At 46.5% G+C, this 19079-nt stretch carries 20 protein-coding genes, 2 pseudogenes and 1 other annotated feature; of the genes and pseudogenes, 18 read left to right on the top strand and 4 right to left on the bottom strand.

Features of this window, described 5'->3' with window-relative positions; all coding sequences use genetic code 11:
* Window positions 1–30: 30 nt before the first annotated feature.
* From gudD to V6D42_RS18080, 11 genes and pseudogenes are all read left to right on the top strand, one after another.
* A complete protein-coding gene (gene gudD / locus V6D42_RS18130; RefSeq protein WP_333514163.1) occupies window positions 31–1398 on the top strand; it encodes a glucarate dehydratase in 1368 nt (455 codons plus the stop codon).
* 69 nt (window positions 1399–1467) lie between these two features.
* Window positions 1468–2169 (top strand): FadR/GntR family transcriptional regulator, encoded by a 702-nt coding sequence (locus V6D42_RS18125; protein ID WP_333514162.1) that lies wholly within the window; start codon window positions 1468–1470, stop codon window positions 2167–2169.
* A 93-nt stretch (window positions 2170–2262) separates the two neighbouring features.
* Window positions 2263–3795, top strand: a pseudogene (gene garD, locus V6D42_RS18120) (galactarate dehydratase).
* Window positions 3796–4074: 279 nt separating this feature from the next.
* Window positions 4075–4998 (top strand): macrolide 2'-phosphotransferase MphK, encoded by a 924-nt coding sequence (gene mphK, locus V6D42_RS18115; protein WP_333514161.1) that lies wholly within the window; start codon window positions 4075–4077, stop codon window positions 4996–4998.
* A 56-nt stretch (window positions 4999–5054) separates the two neighbouring features.
* Window positions 5055–5304, top strand: a binding site (T-box leader).
* Between the two features lie 94 nt (window positions 5305–5398).
* Window positions 5399–5560, top strand: a complete 162-nt coding sequence (locus V6D42_RS18110; RefSeq protein WP_333514160.1) for a tryptophan RNA-binding attenuation protein — start codon at window positions 5399–5401, stop codon at window positions 5558–5560.
* A 20-nt stretch (window positions 5561–5580) separates the two neighbouring features.
* Entirely contained in the window at window positions 5581–6519 is a 939-nt protein-coding gene (locus V6D42_RS18105; RefSeq protein ID WP_333514159.1) for a DMT family transporter, read from the top strand.
* Between the two features lie 97 nt (window positions 6520–6616).
* Window positions 6617–7297: a response regulator transcription factor gene (locus V6D42_RS18100; protein WP_333514223.1), complete on the top strand. Its 681-nt coding sequence runs from the start codon at window positions 6617–6619 to the stop codon at window positions 7295–7297.
* 1 nt (window position 7298) lies between these two features.
* Window positions 7299–8234 (top strand): HAMP domain-containing histidine kinase, encoded by a 936-nt coding sequence (locus tag V6D42_RS18095; protein WP_333514158.1) that lies wholly within the window; start codon window positions 7299–7301, stop codon window positions 8232–8234.
* Window positions 8235–8327: 93 nt separating this feature from the next.
* Window positions 8328–9251 carry an ABC transporter ATP-binding protein gene (locus V6D42_RS18090; protein ID WP_333514157.1) on the top strand — a complete coding sequence of 308 codons (924 nt, stop codon included), beginning with the start codon at window positions 8328–8330 and terminating at the stop codon, window positions 9249–9251.
* Window positions 9252–9265: 14 nt separating this feature from the next.
* Window positions 9266–9955, top strand: a complete 690-nt coding sequence (locus tag V6D42_RS18085; protein WP_333514156.1) for an ABC transporter permease — start codon at window positions 9266–9268, stop codon at window positions 9953–9955.
* An 18-nt stretch (window positions 9956–9973) separates the two neighbouring features.
* Window positions 9974–10669, top strand: coding sequence for an ABC transporter permease (locus V6D42_RS18080; protein ID WP_333514155.1), 696 nt, complete (start codon window positions 9974–9976; stop codon window positions 10667–10669).
* Here the strand turns inward: V6D42_RS18080 and V6D42_RS18075 are convergent.
* Window positions 10667–10729, bottom strand: a pseudogene (locus V6D42_RS18075) (hypothetical protein); the annotation flags it as partial. The gene V6D42_RS18080 and the pseudogene V6D42_RS18075 sit on opposite strands and share 3 nt — an antisense overlap.
* A complete protein-coding gene (locus V6D42_RS18070; protein ID WP_333514154.1) occupies window positions 10701–11087 on the bottom strand; it encodes a YndM family protein in 387 nt (128 codons plus the stop codon). The gene V6D42_RS18070 and the pseudogene V6D42_RS18075, both read right to left, overlap by 29 nt.
* A 313-nt stretch (window positions 11088–11400) precedes the next feature.
* Here V6D42_RS18070 and V6D42_RS18065 point away from each other — a divergent pair, with 313 nt between their 5' ends.
* The 6 genes from V6D42_RS18065 (at window position 11401) to tatC (ending at window position 15704) form a co-directional block, all read left to right on the top strand.
* Complete coding sequence (locus V6D42_RS18065; RefSeq protein WP_101865304.1) at window positions 11401–11829, top strand: cell wall hydrolase; 429 nt, start codon at window positions 11401–11403, stop codon at window positions 11827–11829.
* A 95-nt stretch (window positions 11830–11924) separates the two neighbouring features.
* Window positions 11925–12656, top strand: coding sequence for a vWA domain-containing protein (locus V6D42_RS18060; protein WP_333514153.1), 732 nt, complete (start codon window positions 11925–11927; stop codon window positions 12654–12656).
* A gap of 78 nt (window positions 12657–12734) precedes the next feature.
* Entirely contained in the window at window positions 12735–12884 is a 150-nt protein-coding gene (locus tag V6D42_RS18055; protein WP_333514222.1) for a hypothetical protein, read from the top strand.
* A 54-nt stretch (window positions 12885–12938) separates the two neighbouring features.
* On the top strand, window positions 12939–14690 hold the full coding sequence (gene phoD / locus V6D42_RS18050; RefSeq protein ID WP_268444189.1) for an alkaline phosphatase PhoD: 1752 nt from the start codon (window positions 12939–12941) through the stop codon (window positions 14688–14690).
* Between the two features lie 13 nt (window positions 14691–14703).
* The gene (gene tatAD, locus V6D42_RS18045; RefSeq protein ID WP_010332899.1) at window positions 14704–14916 is read left to right on the top strand and encodes a sec-independent protein translocase protein TatAD; all 213 of its coding nucleotides are present in this window, start codon (window positions 14704–14706) and stop codon (window positions 14914–14916) included.
* Between the two features lie 62 nt (window positions 14917–14978).
* A complete protein-coding gene (gene tatC, locus V6D42_RS18040) occupies window positions 14979–15704 on the top strand; it encodes a twin-arginine translocase subunit TatC (RefSeq protein WP_333514152.1) in 726 nt (241 codons plus the stop codon).
* Here the strand turns inward: tatC and pcp are convergent.
* Entirely contained in the window at window positions 15701–16348 is a 648-nt protein-coding gene (gene pcp, locus V6D42_RS18035) for a pyroglutamyl-peptidase I (protein ID WP_333514151.1), read from the bottom strand. The genes tatC and pcp overlap by 4 nt on opposite strands.
* Window positions 16349–16426: 78 nt before the next feature.
* Between pcp and V6D42_RS18030 the strand changes: the two genes are divergently transcribed.
* On the top strand, window positions 16427–17542 hold the full coding sequence (locus tag V6D42_RS18030) for an aminotransferase class V-fold PLP-dependent enzyme (RefSeq protein WP_333514150.1): 1116 nt from the start codon (window positions 16427–16429) through the stop codon (window positions 17540–17542).
* 90 nt (window positions 17543–17632) lie between these two features.
* Here the strand turns inward: V6D42_RS18030 and lmr(B) are convergent, their stop codons facing one another.
* The gene (gene lmr(B) / locus V6D42_RS18025) at window positions 17633–19075 is read right to left on the bottom strand and encodes a lincomycin efflux MFS transporter Lmr(B) (RefSeq protein ID WP_333514221.1); all 1443 of its coding nucleotides are present in this window, start codon (window positions 19073–19075) and stop codon (window positions 17633–17635) included.
* Between the last annotated feature and the right edge of the window lie 4 nt (window positions 19076–19079).

Here is a 19079-nt window from a genome sequence, read left to right as displayed (position 1 = left end):
TATGAAAGCGCTTTATAAGGAGGAGAAAACATGAGTTCATCAATACAAGAACAGGTTCAAAAAGAAAAAAGAATGAATATTCCATCAATTACTGAAATGAGAGTAATTCCAGTCGCGGGGCATGACAGTATGCTGCTGAATTTAAGCGGCGCCCACAGCCCGTTTTTTACCCGGAATCTTGTTGTCTTAACGGACAGCAGCGGGAATCAGGGAGTGGGCGAGGTGCCGGGCGGAGAAGCTATTCGCCGCACGCTGGAGCTTGCAGAGCCGCTTGTTGTCGGTAAATCGATCGGCGCGTACCAGTCAATTTTGCAAACAGTCAGAAAGCAGTTTGCGGATCAAGACAGGGGAGGCCGCGGAATCCAGACGTTTGATTTGCGCACTACAGTCCATGCCGTTACAGCGCTGGAAGCGGCTTTGTTAGATTTGCTTGGAAAGTTTCTTCAGGAACCAGTCGCGGCCTTGTTGGGAGAAGGACAGCAGCGGGATGAGGTCAAGATGCTCGGTTACTTATTTTACATCGGTGACCGAAGGCGGACGACATTGCCGTATCAAAGCAATCAGCAGTCAGATTGCGATTGGTTCCGCCTCCGCCATGAGGAAGCGCTGACGCCTGAGGCCATTGTACGTCTTGCCGAATCCGCACAGGAGCGCTACGGCTTTCAGGATTTCAAGCTGAAAGGCGGGGTGCTGTCAGGAGAGGATGAAATCGAAGCTGTCACTGCATTATCAAAACGTTTTCCAGAGGCAAGGATCACCCTTGATCCGAACGGGGCGTGGTCATTAGAGGAAGCCATTGCATTATGCAAAGGAAAGCATGATGTGCTCGCGTATGCAGAAGATCCGTGCGGGGCGGAATATGGTTATTCCGCACGTGAAGTGATGGCTGAGTTCCGCCGCGCGACAGGCCTGCCGACCGCGACAAACATGATAGCGACTGACTGGCGGGAAATGGGGCACGCGCTTCAGCTGCATGCGGTCGATATTCCGCTGGCTGATCCTCATTTCTGGACGATGCAGGGATCGGTGCGGGTTGCGCAGATGTGCCATGATTGGGGACTGACGTGGGGCTCGCATTCTAATAATCATTTTGATATCTCCCTTGCGATGTTTACCCATGTCGCGGCCGCTGCTCCGGGACGCATCACGGCGATTGATACCCATTGGATCTGGCAGGACGGACAGCGTTTAACCAAACAGCCTTTAGAAATTGCTGATGGCTGTGTGAAGGTGCCTGATAAGCCTGGGCTTGGCATCGACATTGATATGGAACAAGTCGAAAAAGCGCATGATCTCTATCGAAAAATGAAGTTAGGCGCACGGAATGATGCAATCCCTATGCAGTTTCTGATCAGCAATTGGGAGTTTGACCGCAAGCGCCCGTGTCTCGTGCGATAAGTTTTATTCTAAATATTGTCATAACGAATATTTTGTCTTACAATTGAACAACTGAAGGGAGAGTTGTTCGTGTACGAAGGTTTAGAAGATCTGAAGGTGGATACAGTCAATCGGAAAACATTAGCTAAGCAAGTCATTGAACGGATTGTCCATTTACTGTCAAGCGGACAATTAAAGGCCGGAGACAAATTGCCCACAGAAATGGAACTAATGGATATCTTACATGTTAGCAGACCGGTGCTTCGCGAGGCGCTTAGCTCACTAGAGACGCTGGGTGTTATCACGAGAAAAACCCGCGGCGGCACGTATTTCAACGACAAAATCGGGATGCAGCCTTTTTCCGTCATGCTTGCTTTGGCGACAGATAATCTTCCGGCTATTATTGAAGCGCGGATGGCGTTAGAACTCGGGCTGGTGACGATTGCCGCGGAAAAAATAAATGAAGATGAGCTCGAGCGTTTACAGAAAACAATCGACGACATCGCCGGCAGCACTGACAACAATTATGGAGAAGCCGATAAAGAATTCCATCGAATTATAGCTTTAAGTGCCAATAATCCCGTTGTCGAAGGCATGATTCAATCCCTGCTGATCACCCATGCGAAAATCGACAGCCAGATTCCGTATAGGGAGAGGGATGTAACGGTCGAATACCACAAAAAAATCTATGACGCTCTTGCCAAAAGAGATCCTTACCAAGCTCATTACCACATGTATGAGCATTTGAAATTTGTCCGTGACAAAATTCTGAAGGGTATGGATGATCAATAATTTTTGAAACAGCCGCAGTTGAAACGTAAGATCTGCGGCTTTTTTTGAACCGATTTAGAAAACGCTTACTAAGATATGAGGAGTGATTTTCTTATGGCAATGAACCTCAGGCAAAACCAAACGCCCCTTTACATCAAAGTGAATGAAACAGATAACACGGCGATTATTGTCAATGACGGAGGACTGCCAAAGGGCACTGTTTTTCCATGCGGGCTGATGCTTGAAGAAGATGTTCCTCAAGGCCATAAAGTGGCCTTAACCGATTTGAATCAGGGGGATGCCATTGTGCGTTATGGAGAAGTGATCGGATTTGCAGATCAGCCGATCAAATGCGGAAGCTGGGTGAGGGAAGCATTGGTGAGAATGCCCTCCCCTCCGGAACTCCATGATCTCCCTATCGCAAACAAAGTGCCCAAACCGCTGCCGCCTCTTGAAGGTTATACGTTTGAAGGATATCGAAATGCTGACGGCAGTGCGGGGACGAAAAATATTCTCGGTATCACCACAAGTGTTCAGTGTGTCGTCGGTGTGCTGGATTATGCGGTAAAACGGATAAAAGAAGAGCTTCTCCCTAAATATCCTAATGTCGATGATGTTGTGCCGCTTCATCATCAATATGGATGCGGCGTGGCCATCAATGCCCCAGACGCTGTTATTCCCATCCGCACGATTCAAAACCTGGCAAAGCATCCGAACTTCGGCGGGGAAGTGATGGTGGTCGGATTAGGATGTGAAAAGCTCCTCCCGGCACGGATTGCACCTGAGAAAAAAGATCATATCATTTCACTTCAAGATCATCGAGGCTTTGCGAATATGATTCATTCGATCATGGAAATGGCGGAGGAGCGGTTAATCAGACTCAACAGCAGAGTTCGTGTAACCTGCCCTGTTTCTGACCTGGTAATTGGCTTGCAATGTGGCGGCAGTGATGCCTTTTCCGGCGTGACGGCGAATCCGGCAGTGGGATATGCGGCTGATTTATTGGTTCGGGCAGGCGCAACGGTCTTGTTTTCTGAAGTGACAGAGGTGCGGGATGCGATTCACTTATTAACGCCGCGGGCTGTCAGCGATGAGGTCGGTCGTTCGCTGATCGATGAGATGAAGTGGTATGACAGCTATCTGCGGCGGGGTGAAGCAGACAGAAGCGCCAATCCGTCACCTGGCAATAAAAAAGGCGGTTTATCCAATGTGGTGGAAAAAGCGTTAGGATCGGTAGCATAGTCAGGCACAAGTCCCATTTCCGGTGTGCTCGGGCCTGGAGAAAAGGCAGAGAAGAAAGGTTTGCTGTTTGCGGCGACGCCGGCAAGCGACTTTGTGTGCGGAACCCTTCAGCTGGCGGCAGGCATGAATCTGCAGGTCTTTACGACAGGCAGAGGAACACCATATGGATTGGCTGCTGCGCCGGTGATGAAAGTATCTACACGCCACTCATTAACAGAGCATTGGGCGGATTTAATCGATATCAATGCCGGGCGAATCGCTACCGGAGAGGCCAGTATCGAAGAAGTCGGCTGGGAGATTTTTCGGATGATCATAGATGTAGCGAGCGGCAGGAAACAAACATGGGCGGACCATTGGGGGCTTCACAATGATTTGTGCTTGTTTAATCCCGCGCCTGTGACTTGATTCATCTTTTATAGTAGATTAACACTGGAATATGATGTAAAATGAAGATCAACGTACAATGAACGGAGGGGTTCTGACATGGCATTCATTAGATTCCGATTGACACGAATTCAATAGTGAACGACTCTCGCCTGGATGCGGGGAATCGGGATGAATCTGCCTATGTATGTACCCTTATATTATCATGGAAAGAGGGTGGCGATGCTGCCCTCTGTTTTTGTGCCTTAAAAACATCCCTTCTCTTTAACGACAGGCGGAATATGAGAAAGGGGAAAAGAGATGACAAACCCTATCGAAAGGCAGCTTATCACTGAAATTGTCGCGCTTGCACGCAATCAAGGTTTGACGGTTCACTCTGATAACGCTCAATTGAATGAAACGGGAATGGATTTTCATGTTGTATTTGCTGATGATGATTCAGGTATGCCATGGGTGCTGCGAAAACCACGACGAAGCGATGTTGTTGGAAGAGCAGCTTCAGAAGGCAGAACACTTGCCTTTCTCCGCGCGAATCTTACAGCTGATGTGCCGGATTGGAAAATTCATACGCCGGAATTGATCGCTTACCCGAAGCTTAGCGGAACACCTGCTGCTGGGATCGATTTGGAACAGAAACAGTATGTATGGAATATGAATCATCAGCCGCCGTCAGACGGTTTTATTCATACACTTGCCGAAATACTGGCAGAATTACATGGCATGAATCAAACATCTGCCGGCCTATTAGGAATAGAAGTGATTAAGCCAGAAGATTTTAGGCAAATGACGGCTGAATCTATGGATGATGTAAAGAATAAGCTTGGCGTATCTAAGCAGCTTTGGGAAAGATGGCAAACGTGGATCAATGATGATGCATACTGGCCCGGTTTTTCCGTGCTGATACACGGTGATCTCCATCCGGCGCATATCCTTATTGATCAAACCGAACACATCACAGGCCTTCTGGATTGGACAGAAGCGAAAGTCGCCGATCCAGCCAAGGATTTTGTCTTTTACCACATGATTTTTGGAGAAAAAGAAACAGCCCGTTTGCTTGAATGCTATAATCAAGCAGGCGGCCGTGTATGGTCAAAAATGCAGGATCACATCTCAGAGATGCAGGCAGCGTATCCGCTGGAAATTGCCAAGTTCGCTCTTCAGACACAGCAGGAGGAGCACATAAATATGGCTCTGGAAGCACTTGGCCAATCTAAATTGGATTAAGAATTGACTTCCTTGAATTGACGGAGTATTATAAATTTTAAAAAAGAAAGAACGGATTAACAATTGTGAGGAAGAGCAAGTAAGCATCAGTGAGCGGGGTTCAGAGAGTCGGTGGCAGGTGTGAACCGATCCTCCCCTGATGCCGAATGGGCTTCTGAATTGCTTTGCTGAATAGAAAGTAGGCAATGCCGGGATTCTCTCTCCGTTACCAAGAGAGGAGTATCGAAACTGACGTTTTCTGTACTGATGAGCGAATGGCTTTTTAGCTGTTAATAAAGGTGGTACCGCGAGACCCTCGTCCTTTGATAGGATGGGGGTTTTTGTGTTTCTTAAAGGAGGTGACGGCCGATGGAAGAAGGCTGGTGGTCCATGTTTGATCAATGGGAAAGGAGGGATTCAAATGGTGATCGCAACTGATGATCTGGAGGTCGCATGCCCTGAGTGTAAAAGAGCAAGAGAAATCGAAGGCAGCCCATGTCCAGCTTGCGGCGGGAAGGGTGTCATTCTGACGGCTCAAGGAAATACGCTTCTGGATTTTATACAAAAGCATTTGAACAAGTAAAGGAGAAAAGCTGAGCTGAGATGAGATTAGAAGAGCAGAGTGAGATTCGCAAGGCATCGGCAGGGACGGTTTTTTTGCTGATCGGAACGGTTTGTTTTGCATCTAAGTCGATTTGGATTAAATGCGCATATGAAATGGGTGCTGAGCCAGACGCGGTATTGTTATACAGGCAGCTGTTTGCTGTTCCGCTGTTTTGGCTGATTTTTTTGTTATACCGTCCTCCAATCCCGGACGGTATGAAAAAAGGGGATCTATGGAGGGCGTGTGTCGCGGGAGTGTTTTGTTTTTTTCTGTCTCCCTTGTTTGATTTTATGGGGCTGAACCATGTATCCGCAATGGTTGAGCGTATTTTGCTGATGAGCTATCCGGTGTTTATGATCGGTTTCAACGCGTGTCGTGACCGGAAAATGGTTTCCAACCAAGACCTTTTCGCAGTGCTGATGGTCATGATCGGTTTTTTCTTTGCGCTTGGCGGCTGGAATGCTGAGCTTTTTCAGGCGCATATGGTTGGATCTCTATTCATTTTGTTATCCTCGGCCGTTTATGCTGGTTATCTTGTCCTTTCCGGGCGTCTCGTCCATCAAATCGGCGGCATCCGACTCAATGCATACGGGATGACAGCAGCTGGAGCGGCCATGATGCTTTACACAGGCATAAAGGCGGCGATCGGCATGAATACGCAAATGACAGCATATCCGCTTGCTGTGTACGGTTTGTTTGTGTTCATCGCAGTCGTCTCTACTGTGATTCCATTTGTGCTGATGCTTGAGGGCATAAAACGAATCGGGGCACTGCGAGCTGCCACTATTTCAATGGCAGGGCCTGTCCTGTCGATTTTCTTTGGAGCCTTATTTCTCGGTGAGCGGCTCCAGCTTACTCAAACCATTGGATGCGCAGCCGTATTTATTGTCATAACGGGCATGGAATATAGAAAGCTGAAAAAAGGAAAAAAAGAATAAATCTTGTAAAACACACATGTTTTTCAATTACAATAAGCGTAATGACATGTGTGTTTTTTTGACTATGAAAAGGTGAGGTGAGAGGATGCAGCGCATATTGCTTGTGGAGGACGACCATTCAATCAGTGAAATGGTGGATCATTATTTAACAAAAGAAGGCTTTGACATCGTGCATGCATTCGACGGTGAAGAGGGCATTCGGAGGTTTCAAGAGCAGGCGTACGATTTGATTCTGCTTGATATCATGCTCCCGAAGCTGAACGGCATGGATTTTCTGAAAATCATCCGGGAAAAAAGCAACGTTCCTGTTTTAATGATTTCAGCAAAAGACGGAGATGTTGATAAAGCACTGGGCCTGGGATTCGGGGCGGATGATTATATCGCCAAACCGTTTTCGATGATTGAATTGACAGCCAGAGTCAAAGCAGCGATACGGAGGGCGACGCAATATTCGTCGAGTGAACCGGCTGAACATCAGGTGATTCGTGTTCACCAGCTGACGATCGATATAGACAATGTGTCCGTTCTGAAAAACGGCGAACCGCTTCAGCTGACGTCAACGGAATGGCAGCTGCTGACACTATTTGCATCAAATCCTAAGAAGGTATTTACGAAAGAACAAATCTATCGTTCCGTATGGAATGAGGATTACTTTGGCGACCAAAATATCATTAATGTACATATGAGACGGCTGAGAGAAAAGATTGAAGATGATCCATCGTCTCCTCAATATATCAAAACATTATGGGGCATCGGCTATAAATGGGGAGAGTTTTAGAATGACAGTATTAATGATTTCCGCTGTCATCGCTTTGGCGTGTCTAAATGTCATTCAATATATGATGAAAAAGAACCGGGACAGGAATTTGACGTATACGGCAGAAAAGCTTGGCGCCATGCTTGAGAATGAATCGGCCGATCAGGTTTTACTGCATACAGATGACCGTGCGCTCAGGGACCTGCTCGTCAACATCAATCTGCTTGCCGAGGATCATCAGCATATCAACGCCCGGTTTGCAAAAACAGAGCATTCCATGAGACGGATGCTGACCAATATGTCGCACGATCTCAAAACACCTCTGACGGTCATTCTCGGTTATATCGAAGCCATCCAAAGTGACCGGGATATGCCGGACAAAGAGCGGGAAAGGCTGCTTGAGAAGCTCCACCAAAAAACAAATGAACTCATACAAATGATCCACTCTTTTTTTGATTTAGCAAAATTGGAATCTGAAGATAAACAAATCCCAATCTCAAAAATACATATCAACGAAGTATGCAAACGAAATATCCTGCATTACTATGATGCCGTTCAGTCAAAAGGTTTTAACACGGAGATAGAAATACCGGATACGCCGGTATACGCGCATGCAAATGAAGAGGCACTGGACCGTATCCTTCAAAATTTATTATCCAACGCGATTCAATATGGCGCGGATGGCAAGTTAATCGGATTATCACTCTCTTATGATGAAACAAGCATCGCCATCTCTGTATGGGATCGCGGAAAAGGGATCAGTGAAACAGATCAGCAGCGGGTATTTGAGAGGCTGTACACACTTGAAGAATCTAGAAATAAAGCATTCCAGGGGAGCGGTCTCGGTTTAACGATCACGAAAAGGCTTGTGGAAAAAATGGGGGGCTCCATCTCTCTTCATAGCAACCCGTATGAACGGACAGCGTTTACGATTACATTAAAACGAATGACCTATTAACAATCGTAAGAATTTCTTAAGAATGAAGAAATAAAAAAGACAGGGCCCGCCGCTACAATAGAAAACAGGAACAAGGGGAAAGGAGCAACAACGTTGACTTACATTGTGCAAACAACCGGACTGACCAAAACGTTTCAAGGCAAAGAAGTCGTATCAGATGTCAGCATGCATATCAAAAAAGGTGAAATTTACGGCTTTCTTGGCCCGAACGGAGCGGGGAAAACAACCATCATGAAAATGCTGACAAGTCTTGTAAAACCGACAAGCGGTGAAATCAATATCCTCGGAAACAACCTCACCCATACATCATATGAGGTGCTGGGCAGGATCGGCAACATGATTGAATATCCGATTTTCTATGAAAATCTGACGGCTATCGAAAATTTGGAGCTTCATTGTGCATACATGGGATATCACAATAAAAAAGCCATTCAAGAAGTGCTCGATATGGTGAATTTAAAACAGATTGACAAGAAACCCGTCAAAACATTTTCGCTTGGAATGAAGCAGCGGCTCGGCATAGCGCGGGCCATCCTCACCAAACCTGATCTGCTTATATTGGATGAGCCGGTAAACGGCCTTGATCCTGTCGGCATTAAAAAAATCAGAAACTTATTTCAAGTATTAAGCAAGGAGTATGGAATGACACTGCTGATTTCCAGCCATATGCTAAGTGAAATCGAACAAATTGCGGATACAATCGGCGTCATTCGTGACGGCAGGCTGCTGGAAGAGGTGTCGATGGAAGATGTCAGAGGACAAAACACAGAATACATTGAACTCGTTACGACGAATCAGACAAAAGCCTGCTTTGTGCTTGAGAAAGAACTTCACATTGCCAACTTTAAAATCTTAAATGACAAAACCATCCGAATTTATGACGCTCAATTAACACAGGGTGCCATATCAAAAGCGCTGATTTTAAAGGATGTAGACATCGAATCGATGAATAAAAAGTATACGTCACTGGAGGACTACTTCATCAGCTTGATCAATGGCAATCACATCAGTGCGTAAAGGAGGCGGGATCGTTGCTCAAATTGATCAGAGTCGAATTAAGGAAGATGAAGATGGGATGGTATGTAAGAGGAGTCATCATTGCCAACCTGATTATCCTTGGCTTTATGTGGTTGGTCAGTTACACAGAAAAAGCGGAGGGCACCGAGTCGTTCCAAAGCATGGATGAAGCATTTGTCGTCATTGGCACTTTTGTCAGAGCGGTGTTTATCGTTTTTGGCGCCGTGCTGATCGCCAAATTAGTCATTTCGGAATATAAAAACAAAACGATTCAAGTGATGTTCACGTACCCGATCAGCCGGAAAAAACTGCTCGCTGCCAAGCTTAGCATCTCAGGCGGGCTGACGTTTATCACCATTTTGGTCTCAAATGCGTTCGTAGCAGCCGCTTACTATATGCTGAACTCGATCTATCATGTCATTCCGGGAGAATTGAGCGCCGCTGGCATGTCTCAGCATTCGGTAAAAATGGCGGTTTTCGCTTTTGGCGCCGCTGGCACCAGTTTAGTTCCCATCTTTTTTGGGATGCGTAAGCACTCTGTCCCGGCAACCATCATTTCATCTGTCGTGATTGTCATGCTGATGAGTTCAACAAGCCCGGGCCTGTCCCCTTCTTCCATTGTATATATTCCATTATCTCTTGCGGCTGTCGGTTTGTTTTTTTCATACATGGCATTCAGGAATGCAGACCGGCAAGATGCCTAAATACGGAGTTGAGACAACATGTTGAATGTAATGAAACTTGAATTGAAAAAAATAAAATTAGGCTGGTATTACAGAGGCGCCGTTATTGCAAATCTATGCATCCTCGGATTTATGTGTTTGATTGCTTCAGAAGAAAAAAAACTCCCGCAGCCAGAGGTGATGACTGATGCGGTATCCACGTTATTTCTGCTTGGAACGTTTGTAAGATCTGTATTTGTTGTTTTCGCCAGTGTGCTGATTGCCAAATTGATTATCAGTGAGTACAAAAATAAAACCATTACCGTCATGTTTACATATCCCATCAGCCGGAAAAAACTGATTGCTGCCAAGCTGCTGATTACAGGCGGACTGACGTTTATCACCATTATGGTGTCTGAAATTGTGCTTGCCTTCATCTTTGCGCAAATCAATCAATATTATCAACTGACACCTGCGATGTTATCAGTCCAGACAATCGGGCGGGAGGTCGGCAGTATGGCGATATATGCCGCTTCGGCTGCGTGCTTGAGTTTCATTCCTCTATGGTTTGGGATGAGGAAACGCTCTGTTCCGGCTGCCATCATTTCTTCGGTTATATTGACGATTCTGATCAGCCAGCAAAGCCCCGAGTTTTCGTTGGCAACGATTATCTATATTCCGCTTTCTTTAGGTGCGATCGGCATCTTGATAGCGATTTGGTCTGTCCGAAACATAGACCGGGAAGACGTTTTATAAAAGGCCGATGCTGTCAGCACCGGCCTTTTGATTATGAATCTGTTCTTGTTTCAAGATAATGCTTTTTGCCAATTTCTTTGCTCATCATATAGAAATGGAAGCAATACTCCCCGATGGCAATGGCGATTGCTCCAAATAGAGCCGCCAGTGCAATTTCTCCGCCAGTCATCCCCATAGAAAGCGGCATGCCCATCAGCCAAATCACGAGAAATGCCAAACCGAAATCAGCCAAAGTGGCGATCATATTGTTCCACCGGGGCAAGATATAAAGGTCTCCAAGCAAATAAGAAATGACCCCTAACACAACTGTCATCAGCAGCGTATCACCAAACGTGAAACCAAAGCCAAGGCCCAGCACCAAATACAAAACAATAATCGTCATAATACCTTTAATTGCGAGCGCTTTTACATGTGTCATGATAAGGTTCCTCCTTCTTTTATCTGATTTGTTATGTATGATTCCTCAAATACGGAAAGTTAAACATTATTTTGTGTTTTTCATAAAGCATATTGGCTGCGGTTGCAATTAGGGGACTCGGGCGGCAACTGCCGGTTCGTGGAACCAGGGCTTTTATCGGAAGTTCCCTAACGCTCACCCGCCCGTTTTTTATCGCACTGATATTTGGCCTCTGTAGCAATTCCGAGAATAAATTTTAAAACTTCTCCTGTCCCTCCGTCATCACTCTTTGGGTATTGCAATATGATGAAAGGAGAAAAGGGGAGGTGACGTGATGGCGGTTGTGAGAGCAACAAGTGCTGATGTCAACTTGATGGCACGGCTGCTCAGAGCGGAAGCGGAAGGTGAAGGAAAGCAGGGGATGCTGCTTGTCGGCAATGTTGGGATTAATCGGCTGAGGGCCAATTGCTCTGATTTTAAAGGCCTCCGCACCATCAGGCAGATGATTTTTCAGCCGCATGCGTTTGAAGCGGTGACCCATGGATACTTTTATCAAAGACCGCGGGAAAGCGAGCGGGCCTTGGCACGCAGGACGATAAACGGAGAGAGGTTCTGGCCGGCAAAATTCAGCTTGTGGTATTTCAAGCCGGAAGGAAACTGCCCGCCGACCTGGTATAACCAGCCGTTTGTAGCCAGATTCAAATCACATTGTTTTTATCAGCCGACGGGAGAAACATGTGAAAATGTATATAACACTTTTTAGGGGCAGGACGCCGTTCACATTTGAACGGTGTTTTTTCTTTATTGGAAAATATTTCCGTGAGATAATCGTAGAAAAGAACTACAGGAGATGACAAAATGGCGACAATTGACCTGCAAAAGAAGAGCATAAAAATCGTACTGGAGAAAAAGCAGTTAACCAAGGTGACGGCTCGTGTCGGACTGGTGCTGGATATTACCGGTTCAATGAGAACGCTGTACAAAAACGGGACGGTTCAAAAAGTGGTGGAGCGGATTTTGGCAGTGGCTGATCAATTTGATGATAACGGCCTGCTGGATGTATGGGTTTATGATAATGAATTCTCCCGGTTAAAGCCAGTCTCTGAAATCGATTTTTCAGGCTATGTTGATCGCGAAATTTTAAATAATGAGCTCTTGCATAAATTCGGGAGAAATGATGAGCCGCCGGTCATGAAGGATGTGTTACATAAATATGTTGTGGAAGAACCGAGTTCATATCCCGCTTATATCGTTTTTATTAATGATGGCGGGTGTAAAAAATCGATCAAACCCATTATTGAAGCGGCCTCTGATAAACCGGTGTTTTGGCAGTTTGTCGGCATCGGTAACGGCAACTTCGATTTTCTTTATAAACTGGATACGCTAGAAGGACGTGTTGTTGATAACGCAAACTTCCTGCATATTGAAGACATTGAACGCATCTCTGATGATGAGCTTTATGATGCATTGCTTACTGAATTTCCATTTTGGCTGAAAGAAGTGAAGAAAAAAGGAATTTTAATAGAACAAGAGCCTGCTGCTGCAAAACCGAAAAGAAAGGGGCTTTTCAGCAGATTGTTTTCTAAATAACAGAGAGCCTTCCCGAACACTGAGTGATGCTGCAAAATCACTCGGTGTTTTTGTTTTTTTAAGATCATGTGAAGAAAAATAGGTAAAAAGGGCGGCTTGCAAACGACAGGATTTGCAGTAAATACGCCGTTTTGCCAGCTATCGGCATGTTTCGGCGAAAGGGCTGTGAAGGAAGTCCTGTTTCCCATGTTCAGTGCTTACAAACCGTTCACACTTCTTCACAGCTAATTAACAATAGTTTCCTATAATGAAAGCGATCAATGAGAAGAGAGGGGATCTGGAATGGCATATGACAGTCGTTTTGACGAATGGGTAAAGAAATTGAAAGACGAAAGCTTTCAGAATAATACGTTTGACCGCCGCAAATTTATTCAGGGGGCTGGAAAAATTGCGGGGCTTTCTCTTGGGTTAACCATTGCTCAGTCAGTCGGAGCATTTGAAGTAAATGCTGCACCTAAGTTCTCTAGTTATCCGTTTACGCTCGGCGTCGCTTCAGGAGATCCGCTTTCTGACAGCGTCGTGCTCTGGACGCGTTTGGCGCCAGATCCGCTGAACGGCGGGGGGATGCCGAACCAGGCTGTGCCTGTCAAATGGGAAGTGGCAAAGGATGAGCACTTCCGCAAGATCGTAAGAAAGGGCACTGAAATGGCCAAACCGAGCCTCGCTCATTCTGTTCACGTGGAAGCGGACGGGCTTGAGCCGAACAAAGTGTACTATTACCGATTCAAAACCGGACATGAGCTAAGTCCTGTCGGAAAAACAAAAACACTGCCCGCCCCTGGTGCCAATGTGCCGAAAATGACCTTTGCCTTCGCTTCCTGCCAGCAATATGAGCATGGCTATTATACAGCCTACAAGCATATGGCGAAGGAAAAGCTGGACCTTGTCTTCCATCTTGGTGATTACATATATGAGTACGGGCCAAATGAATATGTATCGAAAACAGGCAATGTCCGTACACACAACAGCGCAGAAATCATTACGCTGCAGGACTATCGAAACCGCCATGCCCAATACCGTTCAGACGCTAATTTAAAAGCGGCGCATGCGGCGTTTCCGTGGGTTGTCACGTGGGACGACCATGAAGTTGAAAATAACTATGCCAATAAAATCCCGGAAAAAGGGCAGTCGGTTGATGCGTTTGTACTGCGCCGTGCGGCGGCGTATCAGGCTTATTATGAGCATATGCCGCTCCGCATCTCCTCTCTGCCGAATGGTCCGGATATGCAGCTGTACCGTCACTTTACGTACGGAAATCTGGCATCATTTAATGTGCTGGATACACGCCAATACAGAGATGACCAAGCCAATAACGATGGCAATAAGCCGCCTTCTGATGAATCGCTCAATCCGAATCGGACCCTGTTAGGAAAAGAACAGGAGCAGTGGCTTTTCAACAATTTGAATAGCTCGACTGCATATTGGAATGTGTTGGCACAGCAAATCTTCTTTGCGAAGTGGAATTTCGGGACAAGCTCAAGCCCGATCTACAGCATGGATTCATGGGACGGTTATCCGGCTCAGCGCGAACGGGTCGTCAATTACATTAAAAGTAAAAATTTAAATAATGTTGTCGTGCTGACAGGAGATGTACACGCAAGCTGGGCATCGAATCTGCATGTCGATTTTAATAAAACAAGCTCGAAAATTTTCGGGGCTGAATTTGTCGGCACCTCCATCACATCCGGAGGTAACGGAGCGGATAAGCGGGCGGATACCGATCAAATTTTAAAGGAAAATCCACATATCAAGTTTTTTAACGATTACCGCGGATATGTCCGCTGTACAGTGACGCCTCACCAGTGGAAAGCTGATTATCGGGTAATGCCATTTGTGACAGAGCCGGGAGCCGCCATTTCCACACGGGCTTCATTCGTCTATCAAAAAGACCAAACCGGATTGAGAAAGGTATCCTCTACAATGGTGCAAGGCGGAGTAAAACAATCCAATGAAGTCGAAGAGGATCGTTTCTTTGAGCACAACAAAGCCCATGAAAAACAAATGATCAAAAAGCGGGCAAAAATTACGCATTAAGGAGTGATACATGATGTTTTCAAATATTGGAATACCCGGCTTGATTCTGATCTTTGTCATCGCCCTCATTATCTTTGGCCCTTCAAAGCTTCCTGAAATCGGGCGAGCCGCAGGTCGAACTCTGCTGGAATTCAAAAGCGCCACAAAATCACTTGTGTCTGGTGACGAAAAAGAAGAAAAATCAGCTGAACTGTCAGCGGTCAAGCAGGACAAAAACGCAGGCTGAGTTCTGATGAGGCAGACGCATGGTCTGCCTCTTTTTTCTCATGAAAGGGAGGGCTTTTTTAAATGGATAAAAAAGAAACTCATCTGATCGGACATTTAGAAGAGCTTCGCCGTCGGATTATCTTCACACTTGCGGCTTTTCTTCTGTTTTTAATTACGGCTTTTTTGTTTGTGGAGGACATTTATGATTGGCTGATCAGAGATTTTGACGGCAAATTAGCTGTTCTCGGACCGAGTGAAATTCTCTGGGTATATATGATGCTTGCCGGCATTTGTGCGATTGCCGCCTCCATCCCCGTTGCCGCCTATCAGCTTTGGCGTTTTGTAGCGCCGGCGCTGACAAAAACGGAGCGAAAAGTGACACTGATGTACATACCGGGATTATTCGCCCTGTTTCTGGCCGGCATCTCGTTCGGGTATTTTGTGTTGTTTCCGATTGTTCTCGGCTTTTTGACCCATTTGTCTGCCGGCCATTTTGAAACGATGTTTACCGCTGACCGCTATTTCAGGTTTATGGTGAATTTGAGCCTGCCGTTTGGTTTTCTGTTTGAAATGCCGCTCGTGGTGATGTTTTTGACGAGGTTAGGCATCTTAAATCCATACCGGCTGGCCAAAGCGAGAAAGCTGTCCTATTTTCTGCTGATCGTGGTGTCCATATTGATTACTCCGCCAGACTTTATCTCTGATTTTCTCGTCATGATTCCGCTGCTTGTCCTGTTTGAAGTGAGCGTCACACTATCAGCGTTTGTATACAAAAAGAGACTGACCAGTGAAGCGGCCGCCGCTTAGTGCAGCGCGCCGCCGGGTGACTTCGTATCCTGATCATATTGTGCGGCCGTAACAGCGGCGATCCTCAATGCTTTGACTATCATGTCCAGGCTGAGGCTCGGCGCTGTTTTGTCGATTGTTTGCTCCGGAATGTACGGAATGTGGATAAACCCGCCGTGAATGTGCGGAGACGTACGGTGAATGTGATCCATTAACCCGTAGAACAGATAGTTGCATACAAATGTGCCGGCCGTAAAGGAAACAGCCGCCGGAATGCCGTTTTCCTTCATTTGAGATGTGATGCGTTTAATCGGAAGTCCTGTCCAGTAAGCCGCAGGCCCGCCGGGAACAATCTCCTCATCAATCGGCTGGCTTCCTTCATTATCAGGGATACGCGCGTCTGCAAGATTGATCGCGACCCGTTCCGGTGTTACCTGCACCCGGCCTCCGGCTTGCCCGACGCAGATCACGATGTCCGGCTGATGTTTATGAATCGATTGCCGCAAAGTGTCGAGAGCGGTTCTGAACACAGTTGGAATTTGTTCTGAAGCGATGATCACCTGATCCGTTTCAAAGCCATTCAACTGTTTCACCGCTTCCCACGATGGATTGACAGTTTCCTGATCAAAAGGGTCAAAACCTGTGAAAAGCACTTTTTTTCTCATGGTCACCATCTCCTTTTCTATTATTCTATTGTTTATTTCTGGATTTTTCATCAAAATAATAAAAAGGAGTGAATCAGAATGGAACATTTGCCGCAGCAGTACCGACATCTGTTCCCAACCGTGCAGAGCCGCATCATGCTTGCCAGCTGCTCACAGAGCGCGTTGGCAGAGCCGGTGTCAAAGGCGATACAAGATTATCATGACAGCTTGCTGCATAGGGGGACGAGCTGGAATGAAGCGATTGACAAGACAGAGAGTGCCAGAAACGAGTTTGCGAGGCTGATAGGGGCTGAGCCGGATGAGATTGCGATTGTGCCGTCAGTTTCTGATGCGCTGATTTCCGCGGCATCATCCTTGTCTGTTTTTAGAAAGAAGCATGTTGTATACACGGAGATGGATTTTCCGGCGGTGTCTCATATTTGGCAGGCGCATTCTGATTATAATGTATCTGTAATCCCTTCAATAGACGGTGAGCTGCCGCTCGAACAATATGAAACATATATCACGGAAGAGACGGTGCTGACCTGTGTTCCGCACGTTCATTACCGTGACGGCTGCATTCAGGATATAAAAGCCATCACTGCCATCACCAAGAGAAAGGGATCGATGTTATTTGTGGATGCTTATCAATCTGCAGGGCATATTCCCATTGATGTGAAGGAATGGGGCATAGATATGCTGGCGGCAGGCACCAGAAAGTATATGCTCGGCATACCGGGCATGGCGTTTCTTTATGTGAGAAAAGAGCTGGCGAATGAGCTGAAGCCAAAAGCATCTGCTTGGTTCGGGCGGGAAAACGGGTTTGGGGCGTCGTCTTATGCAGAAGGCGCGAGGCGTTTCCAAACAGGAACCCCTGCTTTTATTAGCGTGTATGCAGCGGCTGCGGCTTTATCGCTGTTGAATCAAATCGGAATGTCCCGTATCCGCGATCATATAAAAGCCGTGATTGCCGATGCGTGTCAATATGCTGCTGAAAAAGGGCTGAAGCTTGCGGGGGCGGCATCGGGACCGCAGCCGGGCATGATTTCCATCCGTGATGAACAGGCATCGGAAACGGCGGCGTTACTAAAGAAGAAAAACGTGATTTGCGCTCCGCGGGACAATGTCATCCGTCTCGCTCCTCACTTTTATAATACGAAGGGCGAACTGCGTTATGCGATTGATGAATTGGCTGCGATTTTATCCGCACGTTAAAAGCGATCACCTAAAAATAGATGTTCACCTCCTTCGGCGCTGCTCGCGACTGTATAAAAAACCCCCTGACCTCAAGATCAGGGGGTTTTCTTATTGATGATCAACCTTTACTCGCTTCAAAAAGAAAGCGGCAATTAAACCGATAATCGCAACAATCATCGCAAAGACAAACGCATGCTGAACGCCTGCTGTCAACGCTTGCGGAATGACTGCCGGATCGGCTGGATTTTTTACGCTGCTCATGTAGTCATGCTGACCGGCAGCCATGATGCTGACCGCAACCGCTGTCCCGATCGCGCCCGCCATTTGCTGAAGTGTGTTCATAATGGCAGTGCCGTCCGGATAAAACTCACGCGGAAGCTGGTTTAAACCGTTTGTCTGAGCAGGCATCATAATCATGGAGATCCCGATCATCAAGCAGGTATGCAGCACGATAATCAGCACTGCTGTTGAAGCTGTCGTGAGATTTGAAAAGAGCCACAGAACAATAGTCACAATCAAAAATCCCGGAATAACAAGCCACTTAGGTCCGTATTTATCAAACAGACGGCCTGTGATAGGTGACATAAATCCGTTTAAAATACCGCCCGGCAAGAGAATAAGTCCTGAGGCAAATGCTGTTAGGACTAAGCCGCCTTGTAAATACATCGGCAGAAGCAGCATGGATGACAGGATGACCATCATGCAAATAAAGACCATAATAACGCCCAAAATAAACATCGGGTATCTGAACGCACGCAGGTTCATCATCGGCTGTTTCATTGTAAGCTGACGGATAGAAAATAGAATAAGGGCGATAACACCGACAATAAGTGAAACGATCACAGTCGGGCTGGACCATCCGCCAGAACCTTCACCCGCGTTGCTGAATCCAAACACAATGCCGCCGAAGCCGATCGTCGACAGAATAATAGACAGGACATCAATTTTCGGTTTTGTGATGTCAGACACATTTTGCATGTACAGGATACCGAAAATGAGCGCAAGCACAAGGAACGGAAGAGAGATCCAGAAAATCCAGTGCCAGTTAAGGTGCTCAAGAACCAATCCGGAAAATGTAGGGCCGATTGCCGGCGCAAACATAATGACAAGTCCGATTGTTCCCATAGCCGCTCCCCGTTTATGAGGCGGGAAAATCACCAAAATCGTATTAAACATGAGCGGTAATAGGAGTCCCGTTCCAAGTGCCTGAACGATTCTCGCCGCTAATAAAAATGAGAAGCTAGGCGCAAGCGCCGCAATCAGGGTGCCTATGATTGAAAAGATCAGTGACACAGTAAAAAGCTGTCTTGTTGTAAACCACTGCAATAGCAGACCTGAAACAGGAACAAGAATACCGAGCACAAGCAAATAGCCTGTTGTTAACCATTGTACGGTTGCCGCTGTAATGTTCAATTCCTTCATAAGATCGGTTAACGCGATATTCAGCGCTGTTTCACTGAACATGCCGATAAAACCGGCCGTCAGCAAAGATATCATAATGGGCATCACTTTATATTGCTGAGATGCTTTAGCTGCTGTTTCCAAATCTATTTCT

The organism is Bacillus sp. 0909A (genome assembly GCF_036765115.1).
Classification (GTDB): domain Bacteria; phylum Bacillota; class Bacilli; order Bacillales; family Bacillaceae; genus Bacillus; species Bacillus mojavensis.
This window is presented reverse-complemented; position numbering and strand designations above follow the sequence as displayed.

Bases quoted from the DNA above. Each gene is read 5' to 3' on its own strand.
- gudD (WP_333514163.1), top strand. From the start codon at position 31: ATGAGTTCATCAATACAAGAACAGGTTCAAAAAGAAAAAAGAATGAAT.
- mphK (WP_333514161.1), top strand. From the start codon at position 4,075: ATGACAAACCCTATCGAAAGGCAGCTTATCACTGAAATTGTCGCGCTT.
- V6D42_RS18110 (WP_333514160.1), top strand. From the start codon at position 5,399: ATGGTGATCGCAACTGATGATCTGGAGGTCGCATGCCCTGAGTGTAAA.
- V6D42_RS18105 (WP_333514159.1), top strand. From the start codon at position 5,581: ATGAGATTAGAAGAGCAGAGTGAGATTCGCAAGGCATCGGCAGGGACG.
- V6D42_RS18095 (WP_333514158.1), top strand. From the start codon at position 7,299: ATGACAGTATTAATGATTTCCGCTGTCATCGCTTTGGCGTGTCTAAAT.
- V6D42_RS18080 (WP_333514155.1), top strand. From the start codon at position 9,974: ATGTTGAATGTAATGAAACTTGAATTGAAAAAAATAAAATTAGGCTGG.
- V6D42_RS18070 (WP_333514154.1), bottom strand. From the start codon at position 11,087: ATGACACATGTAAAAGCGCTCGCAATTAAAGGTATTATGACGATTATT.
- V6D42_RS18065 (WP_101865304.1), top strand. From the start codon at position 11,401: ATGGCGGTTGTGAGAGCAACAAGTGCTGATGTCAACTTGATGGCACGG.
- V6D42_RS18060 (WP_333514153.1), top strand. From the start codon at position 11,925: ATGGCGACAATTGACCTGCAAAAGAAGAGCATAAAAATCGTACTGGAG.
- phoD (WP_268444189.1), top strand. From the start codon at position 12,939: ATGGCATATGACAGTCGTTTTGACGAATGGGTAAAGAAATTGAAAGAC.
- tatAD (WP_010332899.1), top strand. From the start codon at position 14,704: ATGTTTTCAAATATTGGAATACCCGGCTTGATTCTGATCTTTGTCATC.
- tatC (WP_333514152.1), top strand. From the start codon at position 14,979: ATGGATAAAAAAGAAACTCATCTGATCGGACATTTAGAAGAGCTTCGC.
- pcp (WP_333514151.1), bottom strand. From the start codon at position 16,348: ATGAGAAAAAAAGTGCTTTTCACAGGTTTTGACCCTTTTGATCAGGAA.
- V6D42_RS18030 (WP_333514150.1), top strand. From the start codon at position 16,427: ATGGAACATTTGCCGCAGCAGTACCGACATCTGTTCCCAACCGTGCAG.